The sequence below is a fragment of the Bartonella machadoae genome, assembly GCF_022559585.1.
Lineage (GTDB): Bacteria > Pseudomonadota > Alphaproteobacteria > Rhizobiales > Rhizobiaceae > Bartonella > Bartonella machadoae.
On the sequence record NZ_CP087114.1, the window covers coordinates 2,484,064 to 2,496,426 of the forward strand.

Here is a 12,363-nt window from a genome sequence, read left to right on the forward strand (position 1 = left end):
CTCGCTTATCCCCCATAATCTTTCCTCCCGCGAATTTTCCGCCCCCAAACATTCATCACTTGCCTCAAAGCAAAAACATCCATCTCGTCCAACCCCTTACCACTCACAGCCATAACACCTTGATGAAAAGCCTCAAGGTCAAAGGACCCACGGGGATGCAAACGCTTCCATTGGGCACGCAAAATCAAATATCCCAGTAGTTTTTGCCCCAGTCGTTTCTGTAAAGAATCTTGAATCTTTTTCCCTTTCCAGTCAACCCCGCCCTCACGCTGCAACCAATTTTTTAACGCCTCAATAGCTTTGGCCGCATCATCTCCATCCCGTAAAAAACGAATATGATCAATCCCCGTTTGCCGTTTGACAAAGGCAAGCAATGCCTTATCTGAACGATCACGGATAATGCCAAGATTCCATCCCGCAATCCATAAAGCCTGAAGCTTTTTAGCATATTTGCCCTCTAACCGTTTTCTATCTTCCTGAAAACCGAACGCTTTCATCTCATCAACAACAAGACGCTGTTCTAAAACAGTTAAATCTTTTGCCGATTGCTTGCCTGTTAAGCGAAAAAGCAGGGCGCGATAGGTCTCATCATCAAGACCTAACGCACGTTTGCCCATATGAAGAACAGCCAAAGACATGGGACCGCCTCCTCACGTCTTTGCCAAATCAATCGTGACAGGATGCCAAGGATGCTCCAAACTCTCCCGTTCATAAAAACGCACATATTCCTTACTGGTCGTCACACGGATCGCTTCACGAATTGCACGCATAGCTTCCTGCCAGCGAGGGTCATCAATATCCAAACGCAACAACATAAAGATTTCGCCACGATTAACTTTCCCTTCTTTATCGGTATTAAAAGCACGCGTAATAATAGCGCGGATTTCAGGACGCGCATCCGCAGACCACTCATTTAAACATTCATCAAGAAGGCTTTTGGCTATTTGCAATTGCGGACCAAAATCAAAGCTCTCTTGCACTTGCACCCGAATGCGTTGCAAACCATCAAAACTCTGGTAAGTACAATTGCCCTTTTTGCCGCGCCGCTCCACACCATATTCTTGCGCAAGCAAACTATCAAAGGCACTCAAATCCGCAATCGTATGATTGTTAAAACGCGCAACCCTTGCCGATAATTCTTTGGCAAAGCCCATAATTTTACGCACCGTTTCATCTTCTAATAAATCCGCAGGACGGATCAGATTGACCGGCACCAAAGCCCCTTTCGCATCCTTCATATAATGCGTGCCTTCAAGCTCAATTCGTTGATTCATCACAAAAATCCTCCTTGTTTTTTTGCAAACGGCGAAACGGTATAACTTCACCTGATTGCGGCTGATACCCCGCTTTTATTTGCCAACGATACCGACAAAGTTCATGACCCAAAATGTGGTTATAGCGCGCCAAACGACGCAAATAATCATTCAATTCTCGAACATCTTTCGCACTCAAAAAAATGCCTTCCAACTCATGCTTTAACAAAGCAGAACGCATGGCAACCAAACATTCGCCGACCATATAGGGATTGCGTTTCATGACTTGCCTCCTCCAAAATCTATAGGAATAACTGTACCTGTCTCACCAATTGTTTTTGTCTCATCTCCTGCCTCATCCCTCTTTGAAGAAGGATTTTGGCAACGGGCAAAAGAGTCCACCACTTGGTTTTCTAAAACCGCTTCTGCTTCGCTTAGACGGTGAATACTCAATTCCAATTCAAGCGATAACGCCAAATCAACACAAAGTTTAATCTGGTCGCCAATCTCAAAACCACGTTGATAATCGTCATAAAGACCAACAAGCGTATTGGATAATTCTTTATCGCATAAAGGGATCATGCCAATTCCTCCACATCACGGTTTTTCCAAGCCGCTTTGACATGTTTAAGCGTGACCTCACACCCATCACCAAGGGCTGCCATGCGTGCCAGCATCATGGTTTTGTCAATTTGCCGCAAAGCGCCAGCCTTTAAACCAATCCCTGTCAGAAACTTAATCGCCCCAGCATCTTCAATCCCCCAATCATGGATACGAGCGGCAATATCTTCACTATAGGGCTTACGGCGCTTCAAATGCATCGCCAAACGGCTTTTAATTTGCGCATAAGAAGGACCATTTTGACGGTGAACCAAACGTCCAGAAATCTCATCATTGCCAACCAAAGCCAAACCCGTGCCATTGACATCAACAAAATGGCGCAATTGATTAATCGCCTCATCCGTTAAATTTTGCGCCTCATCAACAATCAGTAACGTCCCACCACCTACCCGCTCTAACCTCTTGCCAATAGCGCGTGTTAAGCGGGTGGGATTATATTCCACCACTTCCAATTCTGCTGCCATATCATTCAAAATACCATGAACACTGCGCGTATGCGGACTTGCTGTCACTAAATAAACATGCGGGCGCGTCGCACGATAATGGCGGCATGTTTCTGTCTTGCCACTGCCCGCATCAAGCGTAATCATCACCATATCACCCGTGCTTTGTGCCAGTGTTAAAGTGTCAATGATTTCCTGCGCAATACGATTCCTCTGAAAAGCCGGCTTTTCAGGAATACGCTCCAAAAGTTCATCCACCTCCTTTAAAGCCTCCACCCACTGTTGAACTTTTGTATTCTGCTTACCCAATTGCCCCGCATAACTGCCCGCATACCATTGCGAAAATGTTCCATCCGGCATGCCAATGCGCCGCGCAACTTCCGCCTTCGTCCAATCATGCATTTTTGCGATAGCTCTCACCGAATCCACAAGTGCATTCCATAAGGCAATATCATCACTGTTGCGGTTTGCTGCTGTTTCGGGCTGGATTTTTGGTCGCGCCCAAGGATTTTTCTCAACTGTTGCATTGATCGCGTATTTCATCTATAATCCCCTCTTGTATTGATTTTAGACTATTGAATGGGTAGGGTTGCAAACCTACCCATTTTGTTTAACCTAAAGCCGTACGCGATACTCAACCGGCTCCCGACAATCTCCCCCCTGCACCTTTTCACTCAAAAGGGAAACTTAAATCACTCCATACTCCTCACCCAATCAGGCAAAGACGCATAAAAATTGGATTGTATTGATTTAGAAATTGAAATGGATAAGACTTCTCCCCCCTTTCTCTGTTCATTCTTCAACCCCGCACATGGACCTCAACCAGTCCCCTAAAATCCCCCTCTCCTTTTCCTATTGCTTAGGAAACTTTATCACTTCACGCCCCCCATCACAGACAGAAAGCCGTCTTAAAGCCTTGTGAAGATGTTGGCTAAATTCTTCTTCTTCCAAAGCCTCATCCTCCTTTGCTGTCAAAGCCAAATTCCCCCTATTAGCCAAATTCCCCACATTGTTTGCAACCAATCGTGTAACCTTTGCTTTGATCGCAGATTTGCGTTTTAACTCTTTGCCCTTTTTCTCAAGGCACCCATAAACATCAGCCAATTGATCAGGGGCAAGTTTGGCTGCCAACTGCTTTTCGGCTTTCACAGCCTTCACATATTCTTTACGCAAACGCCCATTCAAACGCGCCGCCTGCTGATCGTAAAAACCCACATCACATAGACAAGATGCCATGCAAATAAACCGATTGTTCAAATCATAAACCCGCAAATCCTGATGCAAATCATCCGGATCAAAGCGCACAATCACCTTCTGTCCCGCATATTCGTTCAACGCACGCGCCCAGTAACGATTGCCATAAAAATGGATCTCACCCGTGCCCTTTTGCGCCCGAAGCGCTTGTGAAGTCAAAAGCCATAAAGCCCGTTGCGCCGCTGTTGCTTGCCGAACAATCGTCCCATCGGCTTTTAAACTCTCAGCAAAGGTCACATCAAAACTGCGCCCCGCACAATTAACCGCCTTGCGCCCCGTTTGCTCATTATGCGCCATAATCTGCGCGCCAACATGGGCTTTAAATTCTTCAAATCCAATCGCACGCTTACCATAATCCTCAGGCTTGGCATCCGGCTTATTGCCCGTATAAGCCCCCGCACAAAAAGGATGTTTCGAAATCCCTTCCGCCAAATCACGCCATGCCCGTTCAATCGGTTTCGATTGCCCACTATAAGGCGTCGTCCATTGCAATTGCACACCCAAACTCGTCAAAAGTCCTTGCGGATCATCCGGCTTAATCTTAAAGCGAAAACGGTTTTGCACACCCCCAGAAATCCATTTGCTGGTAAAGGCGCGCCCATTATCCAAAGTCATGCGCTCCGGTATCCCATAGGCTTCAACCATATCACCAATCACCAAACGAACGATTTCCCAGCTTTCAACATCCGATAGGCGCCACGATAAAATCTTCCCCGAATAAAGATCTTGTATAGCTATCAAATAAAGCCGCACAGGCTTCTCCGCCCAAGGCACAGTCACAAAAACATCCAGCTTGTGCCCATCCATATTCACCGCTTGCAAAGCATGCAGGCTCGAGCGATCACGCCGTTGTGCTGGATAAAGCTTTTTTGCCTTTTCTTCTCCCTCACGCGCCAACACCACAGCCGCCTTGGAAACTTCTTTATGAAAACGCCGCCGCAAAGCCCGCTCCGAAGGAAGTGGTTCCCAACCCTTTTCTCGTGCAATCACAACCATCCGCCGATAACACGCCGAAAAAGCCGGTTTAGAGGGACGTAAATAATCCGAACAGAGAACCTCCCAAGCCTCCTCATGACAAGGCGCAAATTGTGAAAAATTCTCCTCACCATAACAAGGCGCTAAAGCCGCAAGCCAATCAGGGCGTTCATAACCTTCCACCCTTTGCCACCAATGAAACAGTGACCGACAACTGATACCAAAATGAACCCCCGTCCGTACCGCCGCATCATGCACGCCAAGACCTCCATGGAGTAAATCATCCATAAAACAAAGTGCCTTCAAACGCTCTTCACAGCGCCTTTTATGCTCCTTTGAAAGCCCCTCATAACGCGCCCAAAGGTCTTCTTTTTGCCCACGACTCTCCCCCGAAACACACCCCGCACCAGAGCGCACCAACAAAGCCGCCCGCGCCTCCTCCGGCAATAACGAGAGATGATACTCCCAAACCGGCTTGGTCTTACCTAATGTTTGGCGAAACAATTGTTTATTCAAACGCCATTTTTTAAGCGCAAAATTATTGAGACCAATTTTTGTCTTCGGCAACCCTGGCAAAGCCGCTTCAGCCAATTCAGCAATACTAAACCATTCCTTCATGGCTGCCCCCGTCTAATTCTCACAGGGGTCGCACGCATAACCTTTAACCGTGCCGCAATCTCTCGCTGTTCTTGCTGGAGCCTTGCAATCTCTGCCAAGCGCGCTTCATCCCCTTGCAACAACAACAAACCATCTTCACGCACCACCTCATCCCAGAGCCAAAAAGCTTCTGTCGCCCGCACAAAGGCCTTAAAACGCGGTAGAGAAATATCCACCTGCTTACTCTCAGCAACATAAGCATCCAAACTCGCCTTACTCAAACAACCAATGCCCAAATAATGCGCCATACGTTCCGCAACCACGCTGCGTTCAAACCGGCATTCGCGTAAAGCCCGTGCCATGGCGCGCTTCATGTGTGAGCGAAACCGCTCCAAATCAATCTGCGCAACCGGTTCGCGGCAAGGAAAAACCGGCTGTTGAAAAAAATCAAGCTGCCCGCAACCATGCATCTTCATCATTGCACCTCCACCGCTTGCTTTTCTAAATAGGCGCAAAAACGCGCCCGCGTTTGCTCATTCGCCCTTTGCCACACCCCCAATAATTGGGCAAAAATCCGTTCCTGTTCATTAATTTGCGGGGGCGTATTAATCCCATTGACCAAATCAAAAGCCCGTCGCAAATCCCCCTCAACCTGTTGAAACGCAACCGCCACTCTCCGCTGTGCCAACGGCTCCATCTTTGCCAATTTTAACAATTGTGCCTGATTATCCGCCAAGGCGGTCCCACGCAAAACCGACCGCAATTCCGGCTGTAAATGCTGCGCAATCTTTGTTAAATAATGTACTGCGCGTTTCGATAAACCAATGCGGTCCGCCACATGTTTAGCAAAAGGGTAAACTTTACCCAATTGCTCTTCATCATGCAATTGTGCAAACTTTGCACTATTGCTACTCCTTTGAGCAATTCGGTCAACTTGACCGAATTCCTCCAAAGACCCATCATTTGGCAAAGGTGCAACTTGCACCTTTGCTACTTCGTCCCCTTCACGGGCGATTTCATTGTCATTTGAAGAGGCATTATCACTGATTTGAGCAATAGGGTAAACTTTACCCAATTGCTCTTTTTTGCTTTTATGCTGGTTACTACCGTCCCCACCACGTTGAATCTCCCCATACTTCTTCTCCCACAATTCACGGTAGGTCTGGACAAACAAAGCACGGTCAATAACAGATAATTCATTACGAAACAGATTTTCCGCAACCTCTAATAGTGCAGCATTCTCCTTATCCGCTTGCACAACAACCGCATCAATTTCGCCAAAACCCAAAAGCGCAGCAGCCCGTAATCGGTGCGCACCGGCAATAAGCGTATAATTACCCTCTTTTGCATTGGGCGTATGGCGCACGGTAATCGGGTTCATCAACCCTTCTCGCGCTATCGATTGCGCAAGAGCCTTAGCATGCTCATCATCCACAGGGCGAATACGCTCCGGCACAACAATCACATCAAGAGAAAGCCTTTGAAACTGTGCCATCACCCCGCCGCCTTTCTCATTTCTTTAAAAAACAAATCCATCGCACGGCACACCCATCTTCGATAAGCCCTAGCAAAAACAGGATCGTTCAAACGCTGACTAATCACTTGAAGAGACAAAGATATAGAAGTCCGCTGCCGTGCTTGTATGGCGACAATACGCCGCCGCGGCACTTCAAACTGATAATGCAAAATATGAATAACAATCTGCCGTGCTAATGCCGCATCAAACAAACCATGCGGCGGATCAATAATATACCGGATTGGAAGATGCCTAAAGCCTCCATTCACCGCCTTAAAACAACAAGCAAGCATCGTTTCTAACCGTTCAACTTCTGAATAAGGGTTGACGATTTCTCTTTTTGCCTCTGGGGTCCATAAATTACAAGCTGCAACCATAACACCCCCCTCTAAAGAGAACCTGCTTACCACCTAAGCGCCAAAACAAACCTATCCAAACAGCCGTTTGACCATGCAACTCTCTGCAATTTATCTTGCCTATTTCGTATTGATGTTTAGACATTGATAACTCTTTTTATCTTATGATATTTAAATTCATGGGAAATGCGTAAAACACACGCACAACCTTGCAACAAAGTTCAAGCGGCATTACCGCGCAATGTGGAATGTGCACTCAAATCCGTATTGGCATGTTTTGCTGCTTTAAAAATGCGACGGTTCGTTTTAGGGTAGCGGTCGCTAAAAACCTGCTCGACGGGCAAGCCGATAAAATCGGCAATGGCACGTTCAGCTTTTTCATTGGGCCGTGTCCAAATGTTTTTGACACTGGATGACGGGATTTGATAAACTTTCGTGAGTTCCGCCAAGGTCATATTACGGCGGCGTAGCTCAGCTAAAATACTATGGCGATCCCATGTTTGTGTGATAGTCATAACTTTCGCTCCTGCTTGAAACGGATGTCGCAACCATCCGTCTTTTGTGGGGTTCTTTGTGTAATAACTGCCCTTAATAACGGGCTGTAATATGAGGTATAATGCAAGAATTGCATTATGTCAATTCAATATTTGCATTATTTTGTGATTTGGCAAAAAAAGAAATTGAACCAAAAACTGAACAAGCAAAACGATTACGTTTGATACGAGAAAGCTTACAGCTTAATCGAGATCAAATAGCTACCCGTTTAGGTATTAAGAAGGCAATTTATGACCACGCTGAAAGAGGTACTACCTTTCCCAATGTCGAGTTTTTGACTGCTTTGTCACAGAAATTACAGGTTAACTTAGCTTGGTTTGTTACAGGCGAAGGCGAAATGTTCGTAGATATAACGAAAGTGCTTGGTTTAAAAGCACCTACCATCCCTACTGGGCTAATGAAAAAGCTCGGTCGCATAGCTTATACGACCTATCGCGACGCAAAAATAAAACTCCCCCCTGAAGATATAGCGGAATTAGCGGCAGAGCTTTATAGAAAGTTGCAAGAGCTTGTTCAAAACATCAATGACCCAGAAGAAGTCGAAGCGACTTTTCCTCTTCTAAAGTTGCACTTAAAGCGACAAATTGAAGCTGAAAAAGCACATCTAACAACCACACAAAATACGGCCTAATGTCCCTTTAAAAGGAAAAATGTAGGCGCGTTTCTCCTTACATTAACAAAATAAATTAAATTATTGTTTTTAAAAGATTATATGCGAAAAAAATAGAAATGCGCCATATGACGCGTTTCTTTTTTGCTTTTTTGGTCATTTTGGGCTGATTTTGAAGGTAATTACATTTTTTGCTTCATTTTTTTCAAAGGGTCTTCAAAGCCGGTTTTCTGGGATTTCACAGACTTTTTAAAATTCTTCAAAGGATTTTCAAAGACCATTCAAAGCTTTTTCTTATTTTTAGTGCAAAATTCTAATTTTTGGCATTTTTCGCTCTTTTTGCCATTTTCAGGTGTCAAAATCTCTTTTGACAAAACGCGCATTTTAAGGTAAAAAATATGCATAAAAACAACAAATTACCACGTATTCCTACCTAATCCCACCTCTTCCCACTTACTGCAAAACCTACTGTCAAACTACATCTTCCAACAATCCCATCATTTGACACTTAAAATCTGTAAGATATGCATGCAGAGACCAGTAAATTTTGTATCATTTGCATCATATTTTGTAAAAATAACCTCATTTTCAAAGGATTTTCATTTTTTCAAAGGGCTCTCAAAGGGTCTTCAAAGGCCTTTCAAAAGCCATTTATTGCTCCTTTTATGCCTGTTTTTCTCTTATGATTTTCTTCATAGATCACTAAAACATGTAAAATCAGCTTGGAAAGCAAGAGGAACAGTGCATGTGGGACTATGACGTTGCTTGGCTATAATCACTTCAGCTTGCCCCCTCACCTGATCCATCTTCTCTTGCCATTTAACAGATTCAACGCTGCCTTCCTTTGGCTGTTCATTTTTCAAGTAATATTCTTCACGATAGACAAACAAAACAATATCTGCATCTTGTTCAATCGAACCGGATTCACGTAAATCAGAAAGTTGTGGGCGTTTGTCTGTACGGTTTTCAACTTGTCGTGAAAACTGTGAAAGAGCAATGATGGGAATATTTAGCTCTTTTGCCAGTGCCTTAAGAGCCATGGTAATGGCTGTCATTTCTTGCACACGATTGTCTGAGGAACGCTTTGTATGACCCGCCATGAACTGGATATAGTCAATAACCAAAACATCCAAACCATGTTGTCTCTTTAAACACCTTGCACGTGCTGCCAATTGAGCAACAGACAGACCACCCGTTTGGTCGATATAAAGCGGGGCTTTTTGCAGAGAACATGTCATGTGGATGAGTTTAGTAAATTGCTGTTCTGAGAGATTGCCCCGTCTGATATCAGAAGAAGAGACTTCTGTTTGTTCAGAAATGATACGGGTTGCTAGCTGCTCTGAGGACATTTCTAACGAGAAGAATCCAACGATACCTCCCTCATTGTTTTGTTCCTGTGTTTGATCATCGCTCTTGCAAGCATTGGCAATATTAAAGGCAATGTGGGTCGCAAGAGAGGTTTTCCCCATACCGGGACGACCAGCAAGAATAATGAGATCAGATTTTTGTAACCCTCCCATTTTCTCATCAAGGGTTTTGATATGGGTTGCTATCCCTGAAAGTCTTGAGGAACGCTTTATAGCAGCACTTGCCATGGTAAGCGCCTTTGTGAGAGCGTCTGCAAAATTTTCAAATCCACCGCCATATTTTCCCTTTTCTGCCAACTCAAACAATTGCTGTTCAATTCTTTCAATCTGTTGTGAGGAACTCAACTCTACAGGAGCATCAAAAGCTGTATGAACAACCTGATGCCCAAGAGTAATCAAACAACGTCGAAGGAAAAGATCATAAAGAACCCGCCCATAATCTTGCGCATTAATGATCATAACAGTTTGAGAGCTTTTCTTTTTACTATCAGATTTTGATTTTAGTAATTTTTCGTTCTTTTAATTTTTTAGGTTCGCAATCTAAATTGCAAAAAACACATTAAATGATAAAAAATATAAATGTAAAAAAATGAATTATCACATCTTGTAGTCAATCAAACCTTTATTAGTCTTTGTATAATTGAAAACAAAGCAGAACGAATCAACAAATCACAGAGTAAAATTTTTTTTACATCAATTGCATTATTCATTCTTCCATAATTCATAAAAATGATGCAGTGGTCCTCGCCCTTTTCCCACGTGTAAAGCACTTGAAGCAGATAAAGCGCCATTCAAATAGTTTTTTGCTTGTTTAACAGCACAAACCAAAGGCTTTGTCGGCAACAAAGCTGCAATAGCAGCAGAAATGGTACAACCTGTGCCGTGATCATGCGTAGTAATAAGACGAGGAGCTTCAAGCATGATAAGGTCTTCACCGTCACAATAAAGATCCGGACTAGAAGAATTGTAATTTTCTGTACTTTTGCTTGCCAGAGTACTTAAATGCCCCCCCTTCAAGAGAACTGCATGACATCCTAATGCCAAAAGCTGTGGTCCATATTGGTACATAGTCTCTAACGACCACTGCGCTTCACATTCCAATAACAAAGCTGCTTCAGGCAAATTTGGTGTAATCAAAGTCGCTATTGGCACAAGAACATCACGCATAACTTCAATTGTATCAGGTGTTAAAAGAACATCTCCACTTTTTGCCACCATAACCGGATCAAAAACAATAAAACGAGGTTTATAGTAAGCCAAACGCTCTGCTACAATCTGGGCAATCTGAGCATTTGCCACCATACCAATTTTAACGGCATCAACATCAATATCTTCAAACACAGAATCAATTTGATCAGCAACAAAAGAAGCGTCCAATGCCTGAAAAGCACGCACACCTTGTGTATTTTGTGCAACAACAGCTGTAACCACACTCATGCCATAGGTTTTCATTGCTGAAAACACCTTTAAATCCGCTTGCATTCCAGCGCCACCAGAAGGATCTGTTCCTGCAATAGATAAAATTCGTGGAATAAAAAATTTGTCTTGGCTATTTTGTGGTTTCATCAGCCTATTTCCTTATGTTTTTAAATATCAGAAAAGAGGTTCCCCAAAAAGAGATCTTTGAAAAAACATAAAGAGTGATGTTTTCTCATGTAAAATACGTTATATACACAGTCTCACTACAGAGATAAAATGGAAAATTATAGTGCTTATTCTTCGTTCTCTTCTTTTTACATTCGCTTTTTATACAACAACTTTTATACAAATGATTCTTTACGCTCCGGTCTATTTTCTAATGCCACGTAAAAAAGCATGGATTGTTCCTAAAACATGGGCACGCGTTACACTCTTTTTACAAAAATACATTGCGGGTACAGACTATGAAATTGAAGGATTAGAAAATCTCCCCAAAGGGGCATACATTATTGCTCCAAAGCACCAATCCGCATGGGAAACTTTTGGTCTCGTCCCCTTTCTTGATGACCCTACTCTCATCCTAAAACGTGAGTTGACATGGATTCCACTTTTTGGCTGGTACATGGCAAAAACACAAATTATCCCCATTAATCGAACAACACCCATTAAAGCTTTAAAAACCATCATACAAAAAGCGAAAGAAAAAGCAAAACAAGGGCGCCAAATCTTGATTTTTCCAGAAGGGACACGTCGACAACCTGGTCAGGAACCAGATTATAAATCGGGGATTGTTGCTCTTTATAATGAACTAGAGCTGCAAGTTGTTCCCATTGCACATAATGCTGGTTTATATTGGCCTCGAGGGAATTTTCGCCGCTATCCTGGAACAATTCGTGTTCGCTTTCTTCCCCCCATAGAAGCTGGTCTAAGCAAACGTGATTTTCTAGACCAACTCGTGCAAAAAACAGAAAAAGCTTGCGATGAATTGCTTTTATTAGCAGCCCAAGACCCTAACTCTCCACCTCTGCCACCTTCTGCTGTAAAAAGGCTTCAAGAACTCAATCATGATGAAACCACACAATGATTTAATAATGGGTAATTTATCACTTTTATATCGAACTGAACGTATAGAGTAGGGGATATTTTTCGCGTTTCTTAAATAATGAAGCATCAAAATTTGCCTACAGCCTACAAAAGAAAACAGTATGTAAATAAAAATATGTGAAAAAGAAATGAACATATCTCTTAGTGAAGACTCTTAAATGCAAAAGCCATTGAAGATTTGAAAATGAGCAAAAAGAGTACGATGTCAACTTATAGCTCTATAAGCACAAAAGTGATGGTGCCCTATGGATTTTATATTACACTCTTTGCAAGCAGTGCTAAAATATGGAACT

At 43.4% G+C, this 12,363-nt stretch carries 13 protein-coding genes and 1 pseudogene; 2 read left to right on the forward strand and 12 right to left on the reverse strand.

Going from position 1 to position 12,363, the window contains the following annotated elements; all coding sequences use genetic code 11:
- Positions 1–5: 5 nt before the first annotated feature.
- From LNM86_RS11800 to LNM86_RS11845, 10 genes are all read right to left on the reverse strand, one after another.
- Positions 6–638: a regulatory protein GemA gene (locus LNM86_RS11800; RefSeq protein ID WP_241437811.1), complete on the reverse strand. Its 633-nt coding sequence runs from the start codon at positions 636–638 to the stop codon at positions 6–8.
- Between the two features lie 12 nt (positions 639–650).
- Positions 651–1,274 (reverse strand): DUF3164 family protein, encoded by a 624-nt coding sequence (locus LNM86_RS11805; RefSeq protein ID WP_241437188.1) that lies wholly within the window; start codon positions 1,272–1,274, stop codon positions 651–653.
- Positions 1,258–1,536, reverse strand: a complete 279-nt coding sequence (locus tag LNM86_RS11810; protein WP_241437812.1) for a hypothetical protein — start codon at positions 1,534–1,536, stop codon at positions 1,258–1,260. Before LNM86_RS11810 ends, LNM86_RS11805 begins: the two co-directional genes overlap by 17 nt.
- Complete coding sequence (locus LNM86_RS11815) at positions 1,533–1,835, reverse strand: hypothetical protein (RefSeq protein WP_241437813.1); 303 nt, start codon at positions 1,833–1,835, stop codon at positions 1,533–1,535. Before LNM86_RS11815 ends, LNM86_RS11810 begins: the two co-directional genes overlap by 4 nt.
- Complete coding sequence (locus LNM86_RS11820) at positions 1,832–2,860, reverse strand: AAA family ATPase (RefSeq protein ID WP_241437814.1); 1,029 nt, start codon at positions 2,858–2,860, stop codon at positions 1,832–1,834. The genes LNM86_RS11815 and LNM86_RS11820 overlap by 4 nt, the downstream gene beginning before the upstream one ends.
- 309 nt (positions 2,861–3,169) lie before the next feature.
- On the reverse strand, positions 3,170–5,164 hold the full coding sequence (locus tag LNM86_RS11825) for a transposase domain-containing protein (protein ID WP_241437192.1): 1,995 nt from the start codon (positions 5,162–5,164) through the stop codon (positions 3,170–3,172).
- Entirely contained in the window at positions 5,161–5,619 is a 459-nt protein-coding gene (locus tag LNM86_RS11830) for a hypothetical protein (RefSeq protein ID WP_241438917.1), read from the reverse strand. Before LNM86_RS11830 ends, LNM86_RS11825 begins: the two co-directional genes overlap by 4 nt.
- The gene (locus tag LNM86_RS11835) at positions 5,619–6,638 is read right to left on the reverse strand and encodes a ParB/RepB/Spo0J family partition protein (protein ID WP_241437193.1); all 1,020 of its coding nucleotides are present in this window, start codon (positions 6,636–6,638) and stop codon (positions 5,619–5,621) included. Before LNM86_RS11835 ends, LNM86_RS11830 begins: the two co-directional genes overlap by 1 nt.
- Positions 6,638–7,036 carry a hypothetical protein gene (locus LNM86_RS11840; RefSeq protein ID WP_241437194.1) on the reverse strand — a complete coding sequence of 133 codons (399 nt, stop codon included), beginning with the start codon at positions 7,034–7,036 and terminating at the stop codon, positions 6,638–6,640. Before LNM86_RS11840 ends, LNM86_RS11835 begins: the two co-directional genes overlap by 1 nt.
- A gap of 200 nt (positions 7,037–7,236) precedes the next feature.
- The gene (locus LNM86_RS11845) at positions 7,237–7,530 is read right to left on the reverse strand and encodes a helix-turn-helix domain-containing protein (protein WP_241437195.1); all 294 of its coding nucleotides are present in this window, start codon (positions 7,528–7,530) and stop codon (positions 7,237–7,239) included.
- 149 nt (positions 7,531–7,679) lie between these two features.
- Here LNM86_RS11845 and LNM86_RS11850 point away from each other — a divergent pair, with 149 nt between their 5' ends.
- Positions 7,680–8,201 (forward strand): helix-turn-helix domain-containing protein, encoded by a 522-nt coding sequence (locus LNM86_RS11850; RefSeq protein ID WP_241438916.1) that lies wholly within the window; start codon positions 7,680–7,682, stop codon positions 8,199–8,201.
- A 671-nt stretch (positions 8,202–8,872) separates the two neighbouring features.
- Here the strand turns inward: LNM86_RS11850 and LNM86_RS11855 are convergent.
- A pseudogene (locus LNM86_RS11855) lies at positions 8,873–10,009 on the reverse strand (replicative DNA helicase); the annotation flags it as partial.
- Between the two features lie 240 nt (positions 10,010–10,249).
- Positions 10,250–11,113, reverse strand: a complete 864-nt coding sequence (thiD, locus tag LNM86_RS11860; protein ID WP_241437815.1) for a bifunctional hydroxymethylpyrimidine kinase/phosphomethylpyrimidine kinase — start codon at positions 11,111–11,113, stop codon at positions 10,250–10,252.
- A gap of 142 nt (positions 11,114–11,255) precedes the next feature.
- Between thiD and LNM86_RS11865 the strand changes: the two genes are divergently transcribed.
- A complete protein-coding gene (locus tag LNM86_RS11865; protein WP_241437816.1) occupies positions 11,256–12,050 on the forward strand; it encodes a lysophospholipid acyltransferase family protein in 795 nt (264 codons plus the stop codon).
- Positions 12,051–12,363 lie beyond the last annotated feature (313 nt).